Here is a 25,532-nt window from a genome sequence, read left to right as displayed (position 1 = left end):
TCAGTCCGCCGGCGGCGCCCGGTCCAAGGCGCTCAGGTGCCGTCGCAGCGCCTCGGAGGGGGTCATCAAACGCGACGCGCAATCCGTCACGTCGCCCGCGCAAGCCTGCAGCGCGGCGCGGATTTCCGCCGCCGGAATGTGGGCCGGCAGCCGGATATGCGGGTGCGCCTGCAGCAGCTTGTACACCGACGGCCGCGAAATTCCCAGATGCCGCGCGGCGCTGCGGATCTGCCATTGCCCCTGTTCCATGGCCGCCACCAGGTCCTGTGGCGTGACGTCGGCCGGCTTGCGCCTGGGGCGGGGCGCGTCTGGCCGCGCCATGGCGCCATGGCCGTCGTTGGCGGGAAGGGCCGGCGCGACCTGGCGCGCGCTCCTGGTCTCGTCCAGCGTCGGCGTGCGCTGGTGGTGCAGGTCCAGCGCGATCCGGTGCATCGCGTGCGCCAGCTGGCGGATGTTGCCCGGCCAATTGTTGTTGCAGATGCCGCTCACCAAGGCGGTCGGCAGGCTGCAGTCGCCGAGCTGGCCGTAGGTCCGTAAAAAGTGGCGCGCCAGCACGCCGATGTCCTCGCGGCGCTCGCGCAGCGCCGGCACCCGGATCACAAACGCTTCCATGCGGCGCCGCAACGCCTGGCTGAAGCCGCGGCTGTCCAGGTCCTGGTCGGTGGCGGCGATCAGGCGCGCGCGCGAGACGGCGTCGGCGGCGGCGCCAAGCGGGCGGTACTCGCCGCTCTCCAGCACCCGCAGCAGCATGGCCTGCACGGCGCCGGGCGTGTCGCCGATTTCATCCAGGAACAGGGTGCCGTCGCCGGCCTCTTCAAACCAGCCGCGGCGGTTGGCCTGGGCGCCGGTGTAGGCGCCCTTGACGGCGCCGAACAGGTCGGCCGCCGCCAGCGACTCGCTCAGCGTGGCCATGTTGACGGCCACGAAGGGGCGGGCGGCGCGGGCGCTCAGGTGATGGATGGCGCGCGCGGCCACGTCCTTGCCGCAGCCGGTCTCGCCCAGCAGCAGCACGGGTAGCTGGGCGGCGGCGCTTTGCGTGATGGCCTCGCGCAGCGCGATCGCCGCGCTGCCCACGCCCAGCACGCCCGGCACGTTGGCCGGGCGCGGCAGGCAGCGCATCCAGTGCAGGCAAACGAAGACTTGCGCGCCCAGCCCCAGCACCACGCCCTGGTCGAGCTGATGGGGGGCGAGCTTGAGCGGGGCCGAGAGCGGCGCGCCATTGACTTCCAGCGTCATCCGGCTGTCGGCCGGCAGCAGTTCGACCGCGCCGCCGGCGTCGACGCGGATCCGCAGCGGCGAGCGCGAAATCGCGCGATGCCCAAGCGCGCCGGCTTCGCCGCCGGGCGCGCAAAACAGCGGCGTGAAGCGGCTGAGCTCGATGGCGCCGCCCCATCCCGGCCCCAGGCATTGCTCGCCGATGCGCTCCAGGCTGGGATGCCACAGGATCGTTAATCCCAGCACCGGCGCGGCCGCGAAAGTGGCGGCGGCGGCGGCGGTGGTCAGGGTGCGGTCGGCATCGTTCATGGGGATAGCGCCTTGCAATCTTGGGTTAAAGGGACGGTCCACTGTCGCAGCATAGCTGATGCGACAGCCGGGCTCAAGCATATAGCTTCGGACTTGTCATCGCTGCAGATAGTGGCCATCCTTTTGCAGCTCCTGCTTGATGCCGGCCATGATGTCGGCCAGCTGCACCTGTTGCGGCGTGCGCGTCACCGCGCGCAGGCAGGCGTAGCGCAGCACATTGAGGATGGCGCCGCCGGCCAGCGCGTATTGCTCCGCCAGCGGCGCGAAATCGAGCTGCGGCGCCAGCGCGATGCGGCCGGTGCGAAACAGTTTCTCCCACAAGGCCAGGCGCGCGCCGACATCGGGCAGCGGGAACAGGATGGTGGACTGAAAGCGGCGGGCGAAGGCGTCGTCCATGTGGCCGCGCTGATTGGTGGCCAGGATCACCATGCCGGGAAAGTCCTCCAGCCGTTGCAGCAGGTAGGCGATCTGCTGGTTGGCCGAGCGGTCGTTCGAGCTCTGGGCCTCGGTGCGGCGGCCGAACAGCGCCTCGGCCTCGTCGAAGAAGAGGATCCAGTTCTGCCGCTGGGCGCGGTCGAACAGCGCCGCCAGGTTCTTCTCGGTTTCGCCGATCCATTTGGAGACCACGCGCGACAGGTCGACCCGGTACACCGGCATCTGATGCTGCTTGCCGAGCAGGGAGGCGGTCAGCGTCTTGCCGGTGCCGGGCGTGCCGTAAAACAGGCAGCGATAGCCCGGTTTGAGGCGGCGCCGCAGGTCCCAGTCATGCATCAGCGTGTCGGCGTGGCGCAGCCAGTCGCTGATCATGTGGATTTGCGCGCGGGTGGCGTCGTCGATCACCAGGTCGTCCCACTCCAGCGGGGTGTCGATGCGTTCGGCCGGAAACTCGCCGCTGGACGGCAGGACGGCGTCGCTGCCGGTCAGCAGGATTTCCAGGTATTCACGCGACAGGCGAATGGCGGCGGCGCCCAGCGGTTCCTCCGCGTGGCGCTGGTCCAGCGTCATCACGCCGGCGGCGCACAGCGGGTGCTGCGGACGGAACAGGCAGCGCGCCCGCAGCCGCAGCGGGAGGTCGGCGCCGGCCAGCAAGAACAGGGCGGTCTCCACGGTCGGCAGGAAGCCGATGTGCGACTGGCCGGTCTCGCCGCCAAATTCGCTGAAGCGGCGTCCGGTCACCTGGTTTTGCAGCCAGAACGGGTCGAGGATCTCCGGCGCCAGATGCGGCGCCAGCATCAGCGCCAGCAGCAGGCGCGCGCTGGCATCGAGGCCCAGCGCGCGCACGGTCCGGGCGTAGGCGCCGCCCGCGCCGTCCAGCGCGGGCGGCGCGGGCGGCAGGCCGGCGTCGGCGGCCGGCGTCGAGTTGCGCGCGTGGAAGCGTTGGGCGATGACGGCCTCAAGCCAGGCCAGCTCGCCGGCCAGGACGGCGGCATTGGCGTCGTCCGCGCTCACCATAGGACCGCCATTGGCGCCGGCATCCATGGATAGACGATCACCGACAGGCTCCAGTTGATCTGGTCGACCAGCACATCGACTGTCTTGCGGCTGACGGTGAGCGTCCATTTGTCGTCCTTCAGTTGCAAGCGCCCTTCGCGCTGGAGAAAGGTTTCCCGCAGCGCGGCAAGGGACGTGCTTGCCATGGTGGGCCAGTTGCCGATCACGGCGGCCAGCAGTTGTTCGCACAGCGCCAGTTCGGCGCCGGTCGGTTCGATCGCGGCGGCGATCGGCGCCTCCAGTGGAATGCCGCACAGCAGTTTGTTGAGCGCCAGGCCAGGCTCCGCGCGGTCGCAGCGGCCATCCACCAGGTACTGCAGCAGATGCACCGCGCGCGAGCGCGCGTCGACGTCGCGTATGCGTTCAACCCCGTGCTCGTCGGCGCTCAGCAGGTCCAGCTGGCGCAAAAAATGCTGCAGGAATGGATGGATCAATACCAGGCCGGCATTGGCGACATACAGCGGCACGCCGTCGGCCAGCGGCGGCTGGGGCGCGCGTCCCGGCGATGGCGCCGCAGCCACCGGCGTCGGCGCCGCCGGCCGCAGCAAGGCGGCGACATTGGCGTAACCGCCCTGGCGCGCCAGCGACTGGGCGTTCGCCAGCAGCGTCGCGCCGGCGGGCTTGCCGTCCGCCAGGCTGGCCAGCATGCGGCCGGCGAGCGCGCGCGGCGCCGGCAGCGGCTCGCCCGCCAGCGAGGTCAGCAATATAGCCGCGAGGCGGTTGTCGTTGTCGCCGCGTGCGGCATGCGGCGCGGACAAGCGCCATGCGGCTTGCAATACGGTCTTCAGATCGAGCATGGTGCGCGCGCGTGCCGGCGCGATGCGATAGACCAGCAGCGCCAGGATATGCTCCGGCAGCAGCCGCGCCCAGCGCGCGCGCGTGGCCGGCCGCGCCAGCCCCGCACGCAAGGCGGCGTCGAGCTCGGGTGTCGGCTGGCTCAGCATGTCGGCCAGCCAGCGGAATGCGGGGTCGTCCGGTTCACCCGTCGCCGCCGGGTCGCCAGCCAGCCACGCCAGCGACGCTGGCGGGGCGATAGTGGGCGGCGGCGCGGCACCGGCCGCCGCAACTGGCGCGGCGGGGGCTGGCGCGGCGGCCGCCAGCTGCGCGAGGTCCAGCGTGGCGCCGGCGATCGCCGCCGTGGCGGCACGCAATTGCAGTGTCCGCAGCGTTGTGCTGTCGAGTCCGGCTTGCATGCCGGCCAGCGCGCCGCCCGGCGACGACGCCCAAGGCGCCAGCCGCGCCAACAGGGCTGCGCCGGCGGCGGCCGGCAGATGCGAGAGCACCCGTTGCAAGGCGGCCGTGATGAACGCCGGCGACCGGTCGAAAAACAGCCCGTGCAGTTGGGCCTGCGATAGTCGCGGCAGGTCGCTCAGCAGCTCGTCCAGCTTGATTTCCGGCGGCAGCCACCAGGGCAGTGCGCCATGCGCCAGCCAGTGCCGCGACGCCGACAGCCGGTCCAGGCGTTGTTGCGGCGGCGCGAAGCCAGGCGGGCCGCCGGCTACGTCGCCGCGCAAGGCGGCCGCCAGCACCTGGCCCCAGGCCGATCGCATGTCGGCGCCCGGTTCGTCGGCCAACATCTCGGCCCAGCGCGCCGCTTGCGCGGCCTGGCCCGGCACCAGCGCCGCCGCGATCTCCTCCGGCAGCATCCAGTCCAGGATACGATCGAGCAGTAGGCCGCTCTGGTCCGACACCGCCGGGAGCAGGCGCCGCAGCAGGGCGGCGAAGCCGCCCGGGTTGGCGGCGGCCAGATCGCTCAGCCGCGCCCCCATCGCCGGCGGTTGGCCGGTGCGCAAAAAGCGCTCCGCCAGCGCCACCGCCGCCTGCGGATCGACAACCGCCGCGGGCACATCTGGCGCCGTCCATGCCACCACCAGCTCGGCCGGCGGCAATGCCGCCTCCTGCGCCAGCCGATCGAGCAGCTGTTGCCGCCAGCGCTGGCGCTCGAAGGGCGGCCCGGCCGCCAGCAGCAGCTGCAGCGCGATCGGGGCGATGCGCGTCGCCATCGCCGCGGCACCTGGACGGCGCCACAGGGGCGAGCGGATCAAAGCGGCGATATCGGCGTGAATGGCGGCGCCGTGCGCCGGCGCCAGCCGGTTGAGCAGGTCGGTGAATTGCGCCGGCGGGCAGGCCCTGAGCATGGCGGCCAGCGCCGCCGGATGGCCGGCCTGGCCACGCAAGCGTTCCAGCAGCGTGCTGGTCGCGTCCGGCCGATCCTGGCGCGCCGGGGCCGTGTCGCCGGGGTGCCGCGACGCCAGTTCCGCCGTCAGCACCGCCAGGCCTTCCGGGAGCGAGCTCGAAAGCGGCATCCTCGCGCGCAGTCCGGCCAGCACATCGGCGAACGACAGCAGCAGGTGGCGGTAGCTGACACCGGCTTCCATCGCCAGCGACGTGAGCAGCCGGCGGAGCCAGCTGAGGCGGTTGAATTCCGAACCGGGGTCGCGCAGCAGATAGCGCAGCGCCAGCAAGCGCAACTGGTGTTCGAAGCCGGAGGCGCTCAGGCTCGGCAGCGGACGCTGTCGATGCAGTGCTCCCAGGTCGCGGATATAGCTCACGATCAAGGTCGCGTGCACGGGCTGCAGCCGTTCAATCACGCGGGTGAACACTGGTTCCGGGATGACGCGCAGCAGCGCGTCCAGCGCGACCGGCTGGCTGGCGCCGCGCCGCAGCAGCCGCAGCAAGGATTCGACGTCGCCAGCCTCGGCGCGGGCCACAGGGTCGTCGCCGGCGGCCGTCGCCGCCGGCGCGGTGGCGGCCGGCACGGCCGCCACCAACTCGTCGAGCACGCTCAACAGCGTGCCGGCCAAAGGCTGGCTGGCCCGGGTCTTGAGGGCGGCCGCGTGCATTTGCGCCAGCAGGGCGGCGTAGCCCAGGCCTTCGCTCGCCGCCACCGCGGTGATCAGCGCCGCCAGATAGCTGCGGCGGTTGAACTGGGTTCCGGCCTCATGCAGCAGATAGGTCAGCGTCAGCACCCACAGCGCGCGCTGCAGCGCTGGCGCGGCCGCCGGCGTGGCCACCGACAAGGGATGGAGGCGCCGGAAATCGGCCAGGTAGGCCAGGATGACGGCGGCGTGGGCTGGCGACAGCAGCTTGAGCAGGTCGTGCAGACCCTCCGCGCCGGATTGCAGCGCCAGCCGTTCGATGACGTAACGATCTCCGGCGTGACGCCGCAGCAAGGCCACCAGGGCGGCTGGTTGGTCCGCGATCAGCTGCCGCAGGACGGCGGCCGGGGCAAAGCGGTTGCTGGCACTGCGTGCGGGCACGGCGCCGCTGGCCAGATAGACGCCGAATTCATCGAGCGCGGCCGCCGCCGGCGATAGCGCGATGGCCTGCGCGCTGGGCGCGTGCGTGGCGCGGGCGAGCGCCGCTTCGAGCGCGGCGCGCAGCGCTTGCTCCAGGGCCGCCGGCAGTTCGCTGTCGAGGGCTTCGGCCGCGATCTCGCCCAGATCCAGATCCAGCCGCCGGATGCGGACGTGCAGGTCGGGCGGCGCGAGTTGGTCGAACACCGTCGCCAACACGGCGGGAAGGCGCACTCTGGCGAACTCCTCGATCCAACCGCGCCACCGCAATGCCGTCGCCATGGTGGCGGAGGAGAAATCCAGGTTGACCTGGCCTAGCTGGTGGACTGGGATCGACATGTGCTAGCGCTTGCCAAGAAAACTGTTGATGAAATGGTCGTTTCTGAGTTCGGCCAGGTGCAGCCGGCGCTCTCCCTCGGGCACATTGACAAAGGTATCTTTTCGCACCCCATGTCCACGCGATGCCGCTTCGTCGTCGGGGAATGTTTCCTCGCCAAATGCAAGCTTGGGATTGACACGGTAGGAAGGCACATCCGCCGATAGCCGCTGTTGCAGCTTGAGCAGCGTCTGTCCGAGCTCGACGAGGAAGGTGTTTTTGTAGCGCTCCAATTTTCCCTCTGTATCCTTGGTGCCAAACGGGAAATCGCCGTCCAGGAAGTCGTTGGCATCGGTCATCAACTTATCCATTGCCGCTTCGATTTCCACTGTTTTCTGGCTTAACAATAGGCGCATTGCCTTGCGCTGTTCCGGGTCCGTCAGTGCGTTGTCGACAATGTTGGGAATGCTGTCCTTGACCCAGATACCAAAGACTTCCTTTACCGTCGAGCTGACATCCGCATTCCCGGTTACGTCAGGGTACTCGGCCTGGAACAGAAAACTGGGCACCGCCAGCAGGTTGGACAATCCTTTGCTGATATGAATTGCCGCCTGCTTGCCCTGCGTTCCCTCCGCACTCTTGAGAATGGTCCGGATTGCGTCATAGGCCTTGCCAAAGAACTCGTGGGATTTGCTGAGATAGAGCCGCTTGCCCTCGCCATCCGTGAAGCGGGCGATTTCCGCCGGCGTCAGCGTGATGTTGAGTTGGGAATACACCTGGTCCGCGCTGGCGCTTGCTTTACCGGGGCGGCCCGCGACCACAGTCAGATTGTTCGCCGCCGCTTTCATGTTCCAGCCTGCGCCTATTCCGTTGCCCGCCAGCGGCAGCGTGTTGACGGGGCTGTCGATGTGTTGGTCACGAATCGTTTTCATGGTGGAGCGCAAGATGGGCCAGAGGCGGCTGATGGTGTCCTTGTCCGGTCCATCCTCCACCAAGCCAATCAACATGGGCGGCATGCCGATCTCCAATTCGTTTCCGGAGTCGGTTTCAAGCACGAATGGCATCTTGAACAAGGTGCTGAGTTCCGCTGATTCTCCAAGTATCAGATGCGCGGGCAACTCGCCAGGCGCATGGTAGCGGGCGAACTCAAACTCGAAACCGATGCTGCGTTGTACGCTGACAATCTGATTGACGTCTAATTTGCTGAGCAACCATTGCTGCAAGCCCTTTTGCGCCGCAATCACGGCGGCCGCGGTGCTACTGCCGATGCCGTAGGCCGCGTTGACTATCGGCAGCTTGGCTTTGAGCTCCGGCACCACCTCCTCGCCATGTTCTTCGATGAGCAAGCGCGCCAACGGCAGCAGGCAGACTGGCAGCGACTGCATGATGTGGGCGGCGGCCAACGCGTCGGCGTTGCTCTCGTCTGGCGCGGATTTCAGCACCTGATTGTTGAAACCCGCTCCTGGCAGATCTTGCAGCCGCAGCCACGCGTCGTAACGAAGATTGTGGGCGATGTGGAGCAATTGTTTGTGGCTCTTGCTCCACGCGGTCAGCGCGGCGAGACGCTCCCCATTCCATCCAAATCCGGCGACGCCCGGTACGCCGGGAAGGTTGTTCAATTCCACCCGTTCAAAGGGCCGTGGCGAATAACGCTGCACCGGCGCGGACGACGCCAGGCCGGCAAGGCGCCGCAGTTGGGGGCCGCTATTTGCCACCGCGCGCAAACTCCGCATTTGTGCGGTCCGTGCCGATTGCTGCTGGCCGGCCAACTCGCCGCCGTCAGCCTGCGGCTGCGCAGCTTCCCGTCGCGCCGCGCGCGGTCGCACTTGCGTTGTCGCTTCATCGTGGATCGGCATGGCGGTGGCCTTCAGGCGTGAGGCTGCGCGGTTGCAGCCAGGCGGGCGTCAGCCCGAGTTCATCGGCCTGGACATAGGTCCAGTCGTAGCGAATGCCCGCCAGCGCGTAATTGCTGCCGGCTGCTGTGATCAGACAGGCGCCGCGCGCCGGCAACCGGGCGCAGACACTGGCGGCGCGCCAATACACGAGTGAAAACGACAATCGTGCGTAAAACCCGGCGTCGGCGAATGACGGCGGGCGCAAACCTGGAAGATAGCCGGCGATTTCGACGGACGCATGCCAGGCCTGGCAAAAGGCCAGCAGGTCGTCCGGCGCGGTATTTTCCGGTTCCTCCCGCAGGTCGAGCCAGATGGTAACGCCCTCGGGAACGCCCGCCGACTGCGCTTGCTCGACCGCATGGCGCGCGCATCGCGTGCCGGATTCAGCATCCAGGGGCGGTCCCACGGGCGACAGCGACTGTCGCAGCATCAGCGCCAGTTTAGCCGCCAGAATCTCGCGCACTTCCGTTGCGTCGAGCAGGTCGGCAATGGCGGTGTGGGGATGGCCGACATCGCGAATGACGAACGCGAAGCCCTTGGCGGCGTAGTGTGCGGCGGCACCGTCGCTCAGCTTGTGCTGCAGGTTGGCGCCGCTGGCCCCGGCCGGTGCGCGGTCGGGCGACCGGCTTGAGGCGGCCGCCGGTGGCGGTTGCCGGCTGGCGCCGGCGGCCGGCGGCGACGGCGCCAACGTCAGCAGCAGCGGTATCTCCGCGTCGTCGTCCACTGGCTGCGGCGCCAGCGCGGCGGCCAACGTTGCCGGCTGCAGGAAGTGCGCCAGATCGCGGCTGGTCCGGCGCCGCTGCGCCGCCGTGCCAGCGCGCAGCGCCCGCCGCCATTCCTCATGCAGCCGATGGAAATGCCGCAGCTGGTGGTGGTCAAGGAAGCAGGCGTCGATCACCAGGTGCGCGGGGGTGTTGGCGCGCACGATCGCGTACACCTGGTCGCGCCACGCCGCATTGGCCGCGTCGTCGTCGCGCTGTGGCGCGGGCAGGACAACGCTGATACGACAACGGAATGCATCGGCCATTGGTGGTGGCGGCTGTTCATCGTGCTCGGCGGCGTAGCGCAGCAGTATCCATTCAACAATCACCAGACGCGGCGACAGCCCGGACGCCGGGTTTTCCTCGGCCTCGTCCACACCATCCTCCAGGCCGGCCAGGGCCAATTCGACTTGGCAGCGAATTTCCAGGCCGGCGCCATCGTGGTGGTGGCCCCCGTGCCGGTAGTCGAAACCACGGCCGCGGTCACGGGTGGCGGCTACCATCCGCGTCAGCAGCGTCCGTTTGGCCTGGAGCACGGCCGCTTGCCGGGATGCCGGCAGCCCGCGGACGCCGGCCGGCGCGTCCAGTGACGCGGCGTAGAGCGACAACAGGAAGTCGAGCACCGCCGATTGTCGTGCGGCCACCGGATCATGGCTGCCGACCAGCGCGGCCAGCCGCTGTTCGTAGTCGGCGTGGAGCAACGGCGCGCTGTCCGCGACGATCTCGCGCAGCGACTGCCAGGCGTAGGTATGCTTGCCGCCGGCTTCGATGGAAAATAGCTGGCGCACGAACGCCAGCTGGCTGCAATAGTTGGCCATCAACTGGTCGGCCGCCATCAGGTAGCCTTTGAGTTGCCTGGCCTGGGCCTTGCGGGCCACGCCGGCTTCGCCCGGCAGCCCGTCGGAACCGATGCCGTACACTCTTGGAAACTGGTTCTGGACCGACGTGTACGCCGCCAGCGGCAACGCCCGCCCGACCGGCGCCGGATAGGCGTCGCGGTATTGCTGCCCCAGCGGATAGGTGCGGCGCTGTTCGGCCCAGGCGCGCTCCAGCCGCCGCCGCACCTTGACGCCGCTGGGTGTGCACACCACGCCATCCCGCAGCAGCCGCAGCGCGCCCTGGCCGGCGCGCCATACCGGTTGCAATTGCAGGATGTAGCCGTCGGGCACCGGACATTCCTGGCCGCCGCGGTAGGTTTGCGCCGGCTCGCCGACCAGCAAGGACAGCGATTCCACCATGAGCACGCCGTCCACGTCGAGCATAGCCGCCAGCAGGTCGTTGACCGCCACGGTGGTGACGCGCGGCGTGAGTTCGCTGTCGGCGATAAAGCCGTGCAGCATCAGCGGGCCACGGAAGATATCGGCGCTGGACAGGCCGGCGTCCAGCAGCGGTTGCAGCGCGCTGCGCCGTGGTTCCGGCGCCAGCGCCATGCCCAGCACGAACAGCAAGCGCGCCATGACTGTCTCGGGATCGCTGTCGGCGTCGAGATAGACGTCGGCGCCGACGTGCGCCGGCAAGGGGACCAGCACGCGGCAGGCGTCGACGTCCTCGGCCAGGCCGCGGTGCGCGCTGTAGCAGTCGAGCACCGACGTCAGCAGCCGGTCGCCGTCGTCGAACGGCGCGCAGTCGCAGGGCGTGGCCCGGGCCAGCACGTCTATGCGGTACAGGCCGCTGTTCTCGGCGCCGGTGGCCGCCGGTAGCGGCGTGAACCAGATGTTCGCCACCGCCGGCACGCGGTCGATCACCAGGCGGCGCCAGTCGTCCGGCGTCACCGGATTGACCGGCATGATCGCCGGGGCGGGGTAGAGTCCGTGCTGGTCCAGCAGCACTTCGCCACTGTCCGGGGCGCCCAGCAGGTCCTCGACCGCGAAGCCGGCACGGTAGGCCAGTTCGGTCAGCGCGTAGCAGAGCTGTTCAAGGATGGTGACGCCCGGATCCGAGTAATTGAAATTGGTCCAGACATCGCCCGACAGTTGCTGCACCAGGGCGATGCCCTCGGCCAGCAGCTTGGTGTAGTCGAGCGCGATGTCCTCTGGCGCGGCGCGCGACAGCGTGCGGGCGTCGGGATTGATAGTCGGGTTCATGTCGCGCCTCCGCGCAAGTCGTGGGCCAGGGCGGAAGTGAAATAGCGCCGTCCGGCTCTGCTGCCGCCGGCCTCGGGACACAGCTTCAGCGACAGGATCGCGCGCACATAAGGCCGTTGCCGGACGAAGTTCATCACGGCCTGGCGCGTGTAGTAGTTGTCCGGCCGCGCCGGCGACGCCTCCGGCGGCCATGGCGACAGAAAGTCGATGAGCTCCCGGTTCAAGCGGGCGATGCAGGCCTCGGCCGTCTGGCCGGCGTTGAAGCGCAGTTCGGCCTCCACCCGCAGCCGTGTGTACGGCGGATTGGTCACTGTCAGCTGGACACACGGTCCGACGCGCGGGGCCAGGAAGGCGGCGATGTCGTCCAGCGTCTGGGCCGGACTGGTGGGCGTGGTGGCATCGGCGCCGCTGGCCACGTGCGGGCCTGGCACCGCGATGATCCAGACATGACCCGGCGCCCGGTCGCGATGGCCGTCGCTGGCGGCCACCACGCCGGCTTGCCACAGGGTGGGAAATGCCGCCAGCACCAGGCTGGCGTAGTCCCATGCCTGCAACGCGTAATCCTTGTGGCGCAGACGCTCGGCCAGCCACTGGTCGAAGGCCGGGCCGGTCAGCCGCGCGCGGCCGCCATGCGATGGCAAGGGCTGCGCGACCGCGCCGATTCCGGCCAGTGGCGCCAGCGGCGCGGTGATGGTCCCGGCCGCCAGCGGGGTCGACAGGCGTTCGGCGCCGCCCGCCTGCCAGGTCGCGCCGGCGGCGTTGGGCGCCACCTGCGCCAGCAGCGGAAAGCGCGACGGTTCGCTGGCGACGGCGATTCGCAGGCGCAGCGGGCCGGCGGACGGCGCCAACGCCAGCCGCACGATGCCGGACTGGCGCAGTCCGCCGGTGCTGTCTTCCAGCGGCGCGCACGGCTGCCAGCCGCCGTCCAGCGCCTGCGCCCACTGCGGCGCGGGCGTGCCGCCGGACCAGCCGGCGGCGCCCGGCGCCAGCTCGAAGAACAGGCTGAGCGAACGCGGCGCTGGTGTCAGTTCGAGATACAGCGCGCCGGCGCCGGCGACAGGCGCCAGCAGTGGCACGACCTGGCCCGGCGGCCATGCCGGCGTGACGATCTCGTCGAAGGGGCACAGATGTGAAAAAGCCGGCGCGTTGTCATGCGCGCTATAGCTGACCCGCGCGTCCTGCGCCATCGGCAGCCAGGGGGCGTTGGGGAAGCTGATGTTGGCCTTGGCGATGCATTCCTGGACGCAGGTGGACGGCGTCTCCTGCGCAATCCGCCCGTGCCGCTCCTGCTCGATCTGCTCGGGATGACCGCAGGCGGCCGCGCAGGCGGCGGCGGTCGCGGTCAGCTGCAGCGACGCGGCCATGACGTTCGGCGCGTACAGCACCTCGCCAAACGCATACGCCGGGGTTTCCAGCCGGAGCTCGATGGCGCTGCTGGCCGGATCATAATAGTCGCCTGGCGAGTGCGCCAGCACCGGCAAGTGCAGGACCGTGCGCGCCAGCAGCGTGGTGCCGTCGTCCTCGGTCTGGAACAGCGATTGATATGGCGCGCCAGTCGGCAAACGCCAGCTGCCGGGATTGACGACCTCGACACCGGCGGTGAAGATGGTGTTCGAGAACAGCTTGGCGGGCGGCTCGACCGGCTTGCCATCGGCGTCGATGCGGTAGCCCTGGTAATAGTCGTCGAAGCCCTTGCTGCTGGCCGGCAGCCCGTTCCAGCCGATCGACAGGGCGAAGCTGGACAGGCGCTTGCAAAACAGCTCGGGCGCACTGAGGCGCAACGCCGCGTATTGCACTGGCGGCGAGCCAAACAGGGCGAAGGGTGCGCTGCCGTCCAGCGGCCCGGCGGGCCCGGACAGGCCGAGCTCGGCCAAGCCGTCGACGCAAACCCGCAGCGCCAACCCGTCCAGGCTGAGGCCGGACAGCACCGCATAGGGATACAGTTCGGCGACGCGGTGGCTGCCCGGCACCGACAGGCTGACCATGTCCTGGTTCAGCAGCGCCTGCAGCGTTGGTGTGTCGGCATACGGGCCGGTGGCGCCGGGGGCGGGCTGCGACGGTTGGAGGTAGGCGCGGCACGGCGCGGCGTCGTGGTCGAGACGAAACGAGAGCCGGTACGCGGCCTGGTCGTCGTCCGGCGGCGTCACCTGGTAGCTCGTGACGGTGACCCAGCCGTCCGTGCTGGAATAGCGCAGCGTGAAGCCTGTTTCGAGCAACTGCGCCAGCACCACTTGCGCGCTCATGCCGCCGGCCTGCTGGCCGATGGCGGCCAGCATCGGCGCCAGCTGCGCATAGCTTGCCGCCGAGACGTCCAGGCGCAGCTCGACATGGCGCACGCCGCCCGCCAGCATCAGGCAATCGCTGGCGACCGCGAAGCCCAGGCTGGCCTTGCCGTCTGGCGCAGCGCCGTTGGTGTCGCCAAACAACGGTAACGGCGTGGCGATCAACGGCGGCTGGGAGGACAGCCGCACGCTTGCGCTGAACAGCTGGGCAGGCACCGGCGACACCCCGGGCGCCACCGGCCGGGTGCTGAGGGTGATGGTGCGCAGCGCGGCCAGCGTGGTGGCCTGCACCGCCAGGCCGCGGTCGAGCGCATACAGCACGGTGGCGCCGGCGGCGTCGGCGCCGGCCGGGAATTGCGTGCCGGCCGGCACGGGCACGTCGCTGGCGCCGTCTTCCGGCGTGAACAGCAGCACCAGGTGATCGGGCTGCGCCGCCGCAGCATCCTGGCGCAGCACGCCGTTCTGGTAGAACGCCAGCAGACGCCGCGGAAAGACATTCAGGCTGGCCTGGGCGTGGGCGAACAATTGGGCGAAGGCGGCCCACAGGCCGGCCTGCGGCGCGTGCCGCTGGTCGCGCAGCGCCGGCGCCAGCGCCTCGATGGCGGCCTCGCGCAGCAGCGCCAACGCCAGCAGCAGGGCGGCCAGCAGCGCCTCGATCAGCTCGCACAGCTGTTGCAGCCAGCTGTCGCTGGCGCGCCGCAGGCGCTGCTCGGCCTGGTCAGGGCCCAGGTGATAGCCGAGGTGGTAGGCCAGCCGTTGCGCGGGTTCGCTCAGCTCGGCGTCGTGCGCGGCGGCCGCCAGCCCCGCCAGCGCTTGGCCGAGGTCGCTGTAGCCGGCGTCGTCCCGCTGCAGCACGGTGCTCAGGCGGGACACCACACGGCTCAGCACGTTCCAGTGCCGCAACCGCGGCGCGGCGTCGTCGGCCTGGCGCAAGGCCCGCAGCAGCAGATCGAGCTCGGCCTCGATGTCGGCCAGGTCCAGTCCGGCCTGCAGCGCCAGGCCGACGCTGGGGGCCGCGCGGAAGAAGGCCGACCAATCGCCGTCGGGCTGGTCGGCCAGGTCGTAGAAGCGCACCAGCGCGCCGTACTCGGCGGCGAAGCCCAGCACCTCGGCCAGAGTGCGGCCGTCGACCGCGACGCTGGCCGGCGCCGGCGTCTGGCGCGCGCGCCGGGCCTGGCTCAGCGCGTGATTCAGTGCGGTATGGCGGGTCATGGCGCCGGCAGCGGAAGCGTCGCCTCGTTCAGATAGAACGGGAAGACCAGGTTGTTGCGCGAGTTGGTCTGGCGCACGGTGAAATCGATCATGATGGTCAGGCGGCCCTCCAGCGGCGACATTTCGCTGAGCTCGATGGCGTTGACGTCGATGCGCGGCTCCCAGCGCAGGATGGCCAGCTCCAGGTTGCTGCGCAGGTCATTGGCCATGGTGGTGGTCAGTTGCTCGAACACCCGCGTGCCGAGATCGGTGCCGTAGCCGGCCAGCATCAGCCGTTCGCCGATGCTGGTCGCCATCAGCACCCGCAGGCATTGCTTGATGTTGGTCTCGGCGCTGGACAGGTTGACGCTCGCGCGCTGCCGGTCGAAGGAGGGGGGGAAAGCCCATCCGGCCCCGAGGAAGGCGATGGAATCGGCGCTCATCGCTCAGCCGCCGATCATCACGGTGGGCAGGCCGATGGCGATGCTGCCGCCATGCGCGCAGCTGTCGCCCATGCGCGCCGCCGGCCGGCCGCCGATCTTGACCGTGGCCGAGCCCTTGACGATGGTGTCCGGCGGGCCGACGCAGACGCACAGGTCGCCCAGCCCGGCGGCCGGCAGGCCGCCGATCATCACGGTGGGGCAGCCCGGTCCGGTGATCGGGCCGCCAACGTGCGGTATCGGCGGCAGGCCGGGCGTCACCATCGGGCATACATGAAGGTCGGTCTGGCGGGCGGCAGGGGGCATGGCGGTTCCTGTGCGAGCGTGCGTTAGTTAATCATGACCATGGCGCCCTTGACGGTCACCATGGCGCTGGAGGTGAGCTTGGCCTCGGTCGCGCCGGAGGCGGCGAAGCTGGTGTCGGCCTTGGCGCTGATGCTGGCGCCGGCAAGCGTGACGCCGGCGCCGCCGTTGAGCGCCAGCTTGCCCTGGGCCTGCAGCGTGAGGTCGCCCTTGGCGCTGATGGCGAGCTTGCCGGCGCTGTCGATCAGCACGCCATCGGCGCCTAGTTTGATGCTGTTGCCATTCTTGTCCTTGACGACCAGCGTGCCATTCTTGTCGTCGATACGGATGCTTTGCTGCTGGTCGGTGGCGATTTCGATGGCTTGCTCCTCGTCGAGGAAATCGACCCGCAATTTGGCGCGTGTCATGATGGTCTTGCGGCTGTTCCTGGCGTCGGGCGGCGCCGGCGGCGCGTGCTTTTTGCTGTAGAGCGCGCCGATGATGACCGGCGCCCTTGGGTCGCCGTTGAGAAACGCCACCACCACCTCGTCGCCGACTTCGGGATAGAAGACCGCGCCGACGCCGGTCGATGCATAGGTGCTGCCGAGCCGGGCCCAGACGCCCAGCTCCCCGGCCTGCAACAGCGGCAGCCGCAGCTGGACGCGGAATTCGCCGTCGGGGTCGGCGTCGACTTTCAGCACGATGCCGGTCTGCAGCGTCGCCGCCGGCAGCTGGCCGGCGGCCGGCGGCGCCTGGATCCGCGGCGCGCTGGCGGCGAACCAGTCCGGTGACAGGCCGATCGTGCCGCTGGTGGTCCACCAGCCGTCCTCGAAGGTATGGCGGACCGCCGACAGATAGGCGTTGCCATTGAACCGTCCACCCAGCCCGGCCAGTGTCACCATGGCGCCCGGCACGGCCAGCGCGCAGCCCTGGAAACGCACCTCGCCGCGGATCTTGGCCAGGCAGTTCTTGGTCAGCTCGGCCGACGACCAGGCGGTCAGCCCGGCCTGGTCGAGCGTGGCGCCGGTTTGCTGCAGGTGCTGCTTGACGCCGAACACCCCGGCCAGGTCGTCGAAGCCCAGGTCGCCCGGCGCGGTGACGCCGGTGCTGGCCTTGCCGGAGGTGGCCAGCGCCTGGGCCGCCGCGTCCCAGGCGACGCTCTGGATGGCGCCGGCGGCGTACTGCGTGCTGGCGTCCATGTCGGCGTGGAAATCGAGGATCGAACTGCCGTAGGTCAGCGCCAGCACCGGCGCGGCGGCGGTGTCGGGCACGCCGACCTTGACCTTGCCGCCGGCCACCGCCACCACCATGCCGTTCAATTGCGCGCGCATCAGCATCAAGTCCCAGTCCGAGCAGTAGAACTGCACCACCGAGGGCTGTATCGCCGTGGTCGCCTCCACCGTGGCGCCCAGGCCGGCGCCGCCGATCAGCTTCTTGATCAGGTCGCTGTCGCTGAGCTGGTTGAAGATCGCGTTCTTGCGGGCCAGCGTCATCACCATTGCCGGGTCGGTGGCTTCCACCACCAGGCGCGACGGCCCGTCGCGGCTGATCTGCAAGCCCTGCTGATGGATGACGCCGGAAAACACCTGGCTCTGCTCGCCGTCATAGCCCAGCGCGATGGTCAGCGCCACGCCCGGTATCAGGGTCCTGGTTTCGCTGATGGGGAAGGTGGCTTGATCCGGGCTGCCGTCGGAAATCACCAGCCGCGCCCTGGGCATCTTGTTGACGCCGTGCCAGACCTCGACCGAGATCACTTGGTAGGTGCTGTCGAGCGGCTGGCCGCCGGCGCTGATGACCGCCGCCGCCAGCGTGCCGGCCAGTTGGGTGGGCGAGGGCGCGCTCATGGATTGGACCCCGACAGCGGCGGAAACAGCAGCTGGTCGCCGGGCCGCAGCTGGCGAAAGCCGTTCAGCCGGTTGAAGGCGGCCACGCCCAGGTAGTAGCGGCTGCTCCCGTAGATGCGTTCGCACAGCGCCGGCAAGCTGTCGCCGGCCACCACCGTCACCAAGTGGGTCATGTCGGGGGAATTGGTGTTGGCCCGCTCGGCCAGCGCCGCCTCGCTGGCGCTGGAGCGGAAGGTGGCCGACAGCTTGGCGCGCAACGGCGTGCCGTCCGGGCGGAACAGCGTGTAGGCGACGTTGACACTGCTGAGCACGCATTCGAACTGCAGCGTCCCCCATTTCAGCTTGAGCAGGTTGGGGCGATGCAGCTTGCCCTTCAGGGTCACGGTCAGGTCCTTGAAGTCCTTGACCAGCGTGGCCACCCCGTCCGCCGGGTAGCCGCCGCCGTTGGGCGGCGGAATCACGCCGGTGGCGTCGAACACCAGGTCGAACGCCACCGTTTCCTCGCACACCTTGTTGAGCACCGGCGAGGCGCCGTTGCTGCCCGGTCCCTGGCGATCGACATACTTGACGCCGTAATCGTGCCGATAGCTGGCCGGATTGATCCACACGGTGAATTCCCCCGCCGGCTGGCGCAGCTTGTCGTTGGAGAAGGCCGAAATCACCATGTGTTGCAGGCCGCCCAGCATCACCGCGCTCCCTGGTCGCGCAACGCCTGCAGCACCAGCCGCACGCATGCGCGGACGATCTCGTCCTGCCGCGGCGTGGCCTGGCCGTCATCGGTGCCGGCGTCGGCGCCGCGCGCGGCGCCGTCATGCGGCTCGTCACGGACGTGGATGCGCACCCCGATTTCACTGATTTCCACAGGCATGATGCTTTCCTTTCCTAGGTGTTCATGTCGATCAGGCGATCGACCACGGGAATCATGGCGGCCGCCTCGGTCAGCGGCATGCGGGTGACGGCGCCGTAGCGAAATTCCAGCACCTCGGTCAGCACCTCGTTTTTGGTGGCGTCGAAGGCGCCGGTCACCCAGCGCACCGGCCAGGCGCGGTCCAGCCGCCAGGCCACCAGCGGCAGCCGTTCGCTGCCCAGCAACATCACCACCAGTGTCTGCGGCAGGATGCGCTGGCTCAAGGCCGAACCGATGGTCTGGGCCGCCCATTCGGACAGGAACGAGGGCCGCGTCACATAGCCGCGCCGCAGCACCAGGTTGGGCGACTTGGTCACGCCCGGCAACTGGTGGACAAAGCGGTTTTCACCGCCCTCGGCCAGCGCCTCGGTGTCGATCCTGGCCTCCAGGCCGGACGCCTCCTGGAAACTGGTGTCGGCCAGGCTGCTCAGTTGCAGCGGCGTGCCCACCCCCGCCACCATGACGGTGAAGGAAAACGCCGGCGGCGGATGATAGGTGGCGAACATGCTTACGGCGCCGAGATGGTCATCGTTTCAAAGGCGATCTCGACGCTTTCGACGGCGACCTCGTTGCCTTCCGATTTCAGTTCGGTGCCGGTGACCTTGATCGGAAACGCGTTTTGCAAGGTCCACACCATCTTGGGCGCCGCCGACTCGTCCAGCAGACTGACCACCACCGTCAGGCGCTCGATGGTGTTCATCTTGATCTGGTCGAACCAGTTCCACAGCGCGGTGTCGTTGATGAAAATCCCTTTGCGCATGGTGACATTGCCCACCTTGCCCAGCCCCGGCATCTTGATCGGATAGAAGCTGGGGCTGTCGCCGTGACGGTATTCGATCGGTGTCACCTCGGTGCTGAGGCCGGTCACCTCCTGGAAACTGACGGTGCCGGACGGCAGTCCGGTGACCGAAAAGTAGAACTTCGGAAGCGGCCATACATTCGTGGATTGGGTTTCGCCTGCCATAATGCTCTCCTGCTAAAAGTTGTGGGTTTACCTGAGGGACGGTCGGGCCGTGTCAGGCGCCTTGCATGGTCTGCTTGAAGGTCAGCTCGATGAATTCCGCCGGATGGATCAGTTGCACGGTGACGCTGACGATCATGTAACCGTTCAGCACGTCGAGCGCGCTCATGGTGGTCGGCGTGCCGCAGTTGACGGTGAACGCGTCGCTGGCCTTGTCGCCCATCAGGCCGCCGGCCTGCCAGACCTGCGTCAGGAAACTGGAGATCGCCGCCGTGACGGTGGCCCAGGTGCCGCCATCGTTGGGGGCGAACACGAACTGCTGCAACGCGGCCTTGATCGACTGCTCCAGGTAGTTCAGCGTGCGGCGCACCTGGATGTAGCGGTAGTCCAGGCTGTTGCCATCGAGCGTGCGTGCGCCCCAGACCACGGTGCCGCGGCTGGTCGACGAGCGCAGGATGCAGACCGAGTTGCCGTTCAGCGGCACGTTGAAGTCGCCTTGCTGTTCATCGTTCAGCAGCACTTTGGGCGCGATGATCTGGTTCAGGCTGACATTGGCGGGCGCGTTCCAGACCCCGCGGTTGGCGTCGTTCTGCGACCACACGCCGGCCATGACGCCGCTGGGCGGCACCACGTTCAGCTGGCTGGCCAGGATCTGCTCGATCTGGCCGATCAGCGGCACGGCGTTGGTCAGGTACTGGTCGAGCGAGCCGATGGCTGCACGGTCGTCCTTCGGGGGCGACGGCACGTCGGTTTGATTGAGCGAAACCAGGATGGTGGACGCCGGGGTCGCGGGATAGCCCGCCACGGTGCCGGTAATGCCCTCCGGGTGCCCGAACTTGCCCGTGGTGCCATCGATCGGGAAGGCGGCGGCGATGCGCGCCGCGATATCCTTGAATTTCTTCGTATATTCGCCATTGCCGTCGACCGGATAGCTGGCCAGCGCCTGGGTGGTCAGCAGGTTGTTCATCAGGACCTGGCTTTGTGGCGCATTGCCGAGCAAATTGGTGTAGTCCACGTCGTCTATCGTCAGCAGTGACGATTCCAGCGCCGGGCCGTAGGCCGCGCCGTAGCTGAAGGCATCCTCCGCGCTGTTGATGCCGACGCAAAAATCGTCGGTGGTCTCGCGCATCTTCTCGGCCGTCCAGTTGCTCGCTTCCAGCGCGCCCGGCAGATCGAGGATGGCGACCCGGTCCTGCAGTTTTTTGGCTTGTTTCAACATGGCCACGGCGAGCGGCAGATGCTCCTCGACCGGCAGCAGGCAGGCGTCCGGCATGACCAGCATGGTGCCGCCCTTGACCGCCTCGGCGATGTCGATGCCGGCCCGCAGCGCCTTGGCCTTGACGGCCACGGCGGCGGCGTTTTCAAGCTGCAGCCCGCCAGGCTGGCCAACGTAGTTGCCAACCGAGATCACGTGACAGTTGCCGCCGCCGTTGGAGAAGAACAGCTGCATGGCCGCATACAGGTTGAATTTCGGCACCGAACCGTTATCGGTCTGGCCGACCTGATATTTCTTTGACACGGCGACCAGCTTGTCATCGATCACTTGCAGGCCTGGCGCCTGGAAATCGTAGTCCTCGCCGGCCGCCGGCGCGACGTCGCTGACGGTGCTGTAGCCGTAGCCGAAATAGCTGATGTAATCAACCATCGAGCTGATGGCGATGGCCTGGTTGAAAAGTTGCTTGCCGGTGGCCGGATCGGCCGCGGTTTCCGTGTAGCCGATGAAGATCGGCACGGCGGTGGCCACCCCGGTTATCGACGGCGGAAACGATGGGAACTCCGTAATATAGACACCGGGTGTTTTACGGTTCTTGGCTAGGGTGGTGCTGGTCGACATGGCGCGTATCCTTCTCTTTTTTCAAACGTGGCGGAATTGCCGGATCAAACATAGACAAAAATTTCGGAAACGCCCGAGACTGGCGGCAGTTCCCCATCGGGCCACACCGGCGTGCTTGACGCTGCAGGCAGGCGGGAGATACGGACGTGATTCTCATGGCTATCGCTGTGCAGGCGCTTGCCATGTAGCTTGAACAACAGGGTCGGCTTGTGTTGCAGCGGCAGCAGGCGGTCGGCGGTGAACACCACGGCGCTGTGGCCGCTTGGTAAGGGCACCGGCTTGCCGGGACCGGAAAACGTGACGCCTTCGCCGTCTATCCGCAGGTCCGCCAGCCGCGTGCCGGGGTCCTGCGAGATGACGAAGTAGCGCCATTGCGTCAAGCGGGCAATGAAGGGCAGCAGGTAGGGCAGGTCAAGCGGCTGGCCGCCGACGCCGGCAGGCGGCGAGTCTGGCCGTTCAAACAGATACTGGCCAGCACTGCCGCGGGTCGGCCGGGTGAAGAACAGATCCAGCAGCACCAGCGCGCCGGACTGCTGTGGCGTGTACAGCACATCGCGCGGATATCCGCCGACGCCGCAGGCGCGCCCCGCGTCGGTCAGCGCGACAATACGGTAGCGCCCGTGCGGCAGGCTGCCCAGGTCCAGCAGCGCCTGGCGGTACGGTGGTGGCGAAATATAAATGGGCTTGGCGCCGGGCGCCGGCAGCACCACGGCGCCGGAAATATCCTTGACCTGCACCGCCGCGACGTCCTCCGGCAGCGTGACCGGTAGCTCCGGACCGGTCACCCGCAGCAGCGCGTCGCCCAGCATCGCCGCGCCGGCGCTGAGCAACAAGCCCTGGTCGGTGTAGTGTGCGTCGGCGTTGCTGGCGTACAGATTTCGGCCGCTGGTGACCAGGTCCAGCGGCAGCGAGGTGAAGCCGACGAAGTCCGGATTGTTCAGCCGCAGCGAAAACGTCAGGCGCTGCCAGAATTCCAGATGGCCGTCCGGGCCGACGCGGGCGCCATCCAGCAGATACGCTTGCAGCGCCGGCAGCTTGGCGGCCGGGATGAAGAGACTGAATCCGGTCGCGTCCTGCCGGAGCGCGATGCCAAGCTGGGCCATTAGCGCCTGGCAGGCCGGCGTCGCCTCGACGCTGAGATCGGCGCAGGCATGCAGTGGCGGCAGATAGAAGGTATGGGTGACCGCCACGCTGCATAACTTGCGCAGTGGCGGGGTGGCGTCGGCGGCGCCGAGCGTCAGCCGGTGGGCGGGATGGGTGGCCATGATGGGTGCCTCAGGCTTCCGGCAGGCTGTTGGCGCTGTTGCCCTGCACCCCATGGCCACGGGCATACATCGCGTTGGCATCGAACGGCAGCAGGCGCAGCTTGTAAAACGCGCTGGGCAAATACTTGGTGCCCAGCACGCCCATGACGAAGCTGACATCGGTAGGCGTCAGGTTTTCCATCTCCAAGGTCAGCTTGTCGATCCCCGGTTGCAGCTCGGGCCGGTTGGCTTGGGTAAAGCATGGATTTTGCTGGAAAAACGAGATCACGCGCGAAATCGCCGCCAGGCCGTCGGTGTAGTTTTTATCGGCGAAATTTGCCATGAACATCAAGTACAGATTGATGTAGATGGGAGGGCGCACCATCGCAAACGCATCGTTGCCGGCCCGGGCCGCGGTGTAATTGCTGACCATGTTTTCGCGCGTGACGTTGTAGACCGTCATCACCACCTTGTTGCTGACGTGTTCGTTGATCCCGCCGCCATGGCCGACGATACTCGACAACACGACCCAATCGTCGCCGCGCTGCTCGAGGTTCTGCAGGTTCTCGTTGACAGCCTTGCAGATCACTTCAAGGACGTTGCGGATATTGGACATATGGCGTTCCCGATGCTGATGTAGGTCATGGACGCTGCACGGCGCAGCACTTTTCAACATGGTCCTTACGCAAAATCAGTGCCAGCGCTAAAAGCGTGGCCGCAGCCAGTATTGGCGCGGCGCGCCGTGCCGGCGGCCGCGCCCGGCGTGTCAAATCGCGTGTCAATTGACATGTAAAGTGGGATTTTTTTACACGGCGGAAAACAGCGCCGCACACGCCGCCCATAGCGCCGGACCGGCATCGCGGCGATGGCATGGCAATTGCTGAACTGGCTGGCCGCAACCCATTCCGGGTGGCGCGCAAGAGGCTTTCGTCAACTATTTAAAAGGACAATGTCATGAGCTCACAAGCAGCGGTAGTGTATTCGGAAAGCAATCGTGTGGTGGCTTCGGAAGGCCAGATCAAAGAAGCGTTGGAACAGGGCGTCAACTGGAGCAAGTATGACGGCGAACGCGTCAAGGGCAGCAATAGCGACCCGATCTACCTGGTGTTGAACGGCCAATTGAGCTGGATCCCGGATTCAACCACCTACAACAACCTGTTCGCGAACTGGAACAACGTTGTGGTCAGCGACTACCTGGTCGACAACATCCCACGCGGTCCGGCGCTGAGCGTCGGCGCGGTGCTGGCCAAGGGGGCGACCAGCGCGCCCGTATATCTGATCACCAACGGCAAGAAGCAATGGATCCCGGATCCGGCCGTTCTCGCCAAGTTCAACTTTAACGGCAGCAAGGTCGTGGCGACGCCGCAAGTGATCATAGACGCGATCCCATCCGGCGCCAACGTGGGCTGAGGCCGTAGCGGTCCGCCGGTATCGAGGAAGGCGGCTGCCTGGCTGCCTTCTTTTTTTATCCGCCAATCGAGGGCATCATGGGTAGTTACGCAGATGAAAAACGCGCGCCGAAAAGGCCTGCCGACTCATATTCACCGCAACACCAGCCGGCGTACGGCCTGGCCAGTTTTCAGCTGGCGGCCAGGCAGCCGCAGGCGCTCGGAGAATTGCGCCAGTTGGCCGACAACAGTCCGCGCGCGATGCAGCTCAGATCGCTTCAGGCGCCTGCCGGCCCCAACACGACCGGCCTGCCGGACCAGCTCAAGGCGGGCGTCGAGGCACTGTCCGGCGTCTCGCTGGATGATGTGAAAGTGCATTACAACTCCGCGCAGCCAGCGCAGCTGAATGCGTTGGCTTACGCCCAAGGCAGCGATATCCACGTCGGGCCCGGTCAGGAACACCATCTGCCGCACGAGGCCTGGCATATCGTGCAGCAGGCGCAGGGCAGGGTGAGGGCGACCATGCAAATGAAGGACGGCGTGCCAGTGAATGCCGACGCGGGGCTGGAGCACGAGGCCGATGTCATGGGGGCGAGGGCGCTGGCGCTCCCCGCGCAGTCTGTCGGCTGGCGGAACGGGGCCGGATCGGGCCAGTTGCGCCCCAGCCAGCCCACCACCGCCAGCTCAGAGGTGCAGCGAATACGAATCAGGCTGGATCACGCGAATGACGGGATCATGCTGAATGTGCGGGCCGCCAAGGTTCCCAAGGCCGGCGACAAAGAGGTCGATGGTCTGCGTGGTTACAATGAGGCGCATCCGCCCATTGCCGATGATGAGAATATTGTTCTCGAGGGTCACGGCACCTACTTGACGCGCGATCACGCGAGAGACGCTCCATATGATTCGCAAGCGCAGCTGGGGCCGAGGCAATTGGCCAACGTCGCCAGGCTGGTGCCCAAGGGGCCTCATTGGCACGGCCAGATCGTGCTGTTCGGCTGCGCCACAGGTACGCTGACGATGGACGTCTCACGCTACTATCTGGCACTGACTGGCAAGTCGGTCAACGTGGTCGGCACGCTGGCGGACATCCGCATGGAAGTGCCCTCGATGGGCGATCCCAACAAGGCAAAACGCGAACACCGCGCCGAGTACGATAAGCAAGGCAATGCATATCCGAAAGCTGCGGCCGAATCCGTGTCTGCGCGGACAGCCTATCGCCGCTGGCTGCTCTCCACCAGGGACGTGGCGCTGAAGGCGGTCGAGAAAATCCAGATGGCCACCGAACTGCATGCATTTGAAGGTGATAAGGACGAGGGAGCCAACCTGGACACCGCGCTTGGCGAAACTTTGCAGGGTTTCCAGGATGCGCGCGCCACCAGGATTCATTACCAGGGCGGCGCTTTTGGGGAACGTGATGTGGCGCAGGCCCGGGAGATGATCCAGGTCGCCTGCAGCGAGCTGGAGACGTTCCGCGCCCGGCTAGCCGAGGAACACGACAACCTTGGCGACACCGCGGTCAGCATGATGATGTTCTTCGTGCAACTGGCCAAGGACTTTGAGGTCTTCGACCGCCAGGCGGAGGCTGATGGTAGCGGCGTCGCGGAGCTGGGCATCGTTGACTGGGAAGGCGACAATGTGACAGTTTCCAGGGCACGGGAAGCACGCGGCCTGCCGCGGGAAGCGCTTCGGCGCGATCAACTCGCCTCAGCTGACTGGGGCGGCGGTGGCCAAATGCAGACGCATGCGCCGATCCAGCACAACGAATCGTCGTGACGACGACTTCTCGGCCACT

18 protein-coding genes are annotated in these 25,532 nt (G+C 67.7%); 2 read left to right on the top strand and 16 right to left on the bottom strand.

Features of this window, described 5'->3' with window-relative positions; all coding sequences use genetic code 11:
• The 16 genes from FHW83_RS21220 to FHW83_RS21145 form a co-directional block, all read right to left on the bottom strand.
• Entirely contained in the window at positions 1–1,524 is a 1,524-nt protein-coding gene (locus FHW83_RS21220; protein WP_176648342.1) for a sigma 54-interacting transcriptional regulator, read from the bottom strand.
• A gap of 96 nt (positions 1,525–1,620) precedes the next feature.
• Positions 1,621–2,976, bottom strand: a complete 1,356-nt coding sequence (locus FHW83_RS21215; RefSeq protein WP_176648341.1) for an ATP-binding protein — start codon at positions 2,974–2,976, stop codon at positions 1,621–1,623.
• Positions 2,970–6,650, bottom strand: coding sequence for a contractile injection system tape measure protein (locus FHW83_RS21210; protein WP_176648340.1), 3,681 nt, complete (start codon positions 6,648–6,650; stop codon positions 2,970–2,972). Before FHW83_RS21210 ends, FHW83_RS21215 begins: the two co-directional genes overlap by 7 nt.
• Positions 6,651–6,653: 3 nt before the next feature.
• Positions 6,654–8,483 (bottom strand): hypothetical protein, encoded by a 1,830-nt coding sequence (locus tag FHW83_RS21205; RefSeq protein ID WP_176648339.1) that lies wholly within the window; start codon positions 8,481–8,483, stop codon positions 6,654–6,656.
• The gene (locus tag FHW83_RS21200; protein WP_176648338.1) at positions 8,467–11,367 is read right to left on the bottom strand and encodes a glycoside hydrolase domain-containing protein; all 2,901 of its coding nucleotides are present in this window, start codon (positions 11,365–11,367) and stop codon (positions 8,467–8,469) included. Before FHW83_RS21200 ends, FHW83_RS21205 begins: the two co-directional genes overlap by 17 nt.
• Complete coding sequence (locus FHW83_RS21195) at positions 11,364–14,861, bottom strand: hypothetical protein (RefSeq protein WP_176648337.1); 3,498 nt, start codon at positions 14,859–14,861, stop codon at positions 11,364–11,366. Before FHW83_RS21195 ends, FHW83_RS21200 begins: the two co-directional genes overlap by 4 nt.
• On the bottom strand, positions 14,858–15,283 hold the full coding sequence (locus tag FHW83_RS21190; protein WP_176648336.1) for a GPW/gp25 family protein: 426 nt from the start codon (positions 15,281–15,283) through the stop codon (positions 14,858–14,860). Before FHW83_RS21190 ends, FHW83_RS21195 begins: the two co-directional genes overlap by 4 nt.
• A 3-nt stretch (positions 15,284–15,286) precedes the next feature.
• Complete coding sequence (locus FHW83_RS21185) at positions 15,287–15,586, bottom strand: PAAR domain-containing protein (protein WP_176648335.1); 300 nt, start codon at positions 15,584–15,586, stop codon at positions 15,287–15,289.
• A 23-nt stretch (positions 15,587–15,609) separates the two neighbouring features.
• Positions 15,610–17,406, bottom strand: coding sequence for a type VI secretion system tip protein VgrG (gene vgrG / locus FHW83_RS21180; RefSeq protein ID WP_176648334.1), 1,797 nt, complete (start codon positions 17,404–17,406; stop codon positions 15,610–15,612).
• Positions 17,403–18,092: a LysM peptidoglycan-binding domain-containing protein gene (locus tag FHW83_RS21175; protein ID WP_176648333.1), complete on the bottom strand. Its 690-nt coding sequence runs from the start codon at positions 18,090–18,092 to the stop codon at positions 17,403–17,405. Before FHW83_RS21175 ends, vgrG begins: the two co-directional genes overlap by 4 nt.
• On the bottom strand, positions 18,092–18,268 hold the full coding sequence (locus FHW83_RS21170; protein WP_176648332.1) for a DUF5908 family protein: 177 nt from the start codon (positions 18,266–18,268) through the stop codon (positions 18,092–18,094). Before FHW83_RS21170 ends, FHW83_RS21175 begins: the two co-directional genes overlap by 1 nt.
• A gap of 20 nt (positions 18,269–18,288) precedes the next feature.
• Positions 18,289–18,819 (bottom strand): phage tail protein, encoded by a 531-nt coding sequence (locus tag FHW83_RS21165; RefSeq protein WP_176648331.1) that lies wholly within the window; start codon positions 18,817–18,819, stop codon positions 18,289–18,291.
• A gap of 2 nt (positions 18,820–18,821) precedes the next feature.
• Complete coding sequence (locus tag FHW83_RS21160) at positions 18,822–19,277, bottom strand: phage tail protein (protein ID WP_176648330.1); 456 nt, start codon at positions 19,275–19,277, stop codon at positions 18,822–18,824.
• A 52-nt stretch (positions 19,278–19,329) separates the two neighbouring features.
• Positions 19,330–21,108, bottom strand: a complete 1,779-nt coding sequence (locus tag FHW83_RS21155; protein WP_176648329.1) for a phage tail sheath C-terminal domain-containing protein — start codon at positions 21,106–21,108, stop codon at positions 19,330–19,332.
• Positions 21,109–21,152: 44 nt separating this feature from the next.
• Positions 21,153–22,373 (bottom strand): hypothetical protein, encoded by a 1,221-nt coding sequence (locus FHW83_RS21150; protein ID WP_176648328.1) that lies wholly within the window; start codon positions 22,371–22,373, stop codon positions 21,153–21,155.
• Between the two features lie 10 nt (positions 22,374–22,383).
• Complete coding sequence (locus FHW83_RS21145) at positions 22,384–22,968, bottom strand: DUF4255 domain-containing protein (RefSeq protein ID WP_176648327.1); 585 nt, start codon at positions 22,966–22,968, stop codon at positions 22,384–22,386.
• Positions 22,969–23,306: 338 nt separating this feature from the next.
• Between FHW83_RS21145 and FHW83_RS21140 the strand changes: the two genes are divergently transcribed.
• Together FHW83_RS21140 and FHW83_RS21135 are read left to right on the top strand one after the other, a co-directional pair.
• Complete coding sequence (locus FHW83_RS21140) at positions 23,307–23,762, top strand: hypothetical protein (RefSeq protein WP_176648326.1); 456 nt, start codon at positions 23,307–23,309, stop codon at positions 23,760–23,762.
• A 77-nt stretch (positions 23,763–23,839) separates the two neighbouring features.
• Positions 23,840–25,513 carry a DUF4157 domain-containing protein gene (locus FHW83_RS21135; protein ID WP_176648325.1) on the top strand — a complete coding sequence of 558 codons (1,674 nt, stop codon included), beginning with the start codon at positions 23,840–23,842 and terminating at the stop codon, positions 25,511–25,513.
• Positions 25,514–25,532: the final 19 nt, after the last annotated feature.

This window comes from Duganella sp. SG902 (assembly GCF_013376005.1).
In the GTDB taxonomy this organism is placed as follows: Bacteria; Pseudomonadota; Gammaproteobacteria; order Burkholderiales; family Burkholderiaceae_D; genus Rugamonas.
This window is presented reverse-complemented; position numbering and strand designations above follow the sequence as displayed.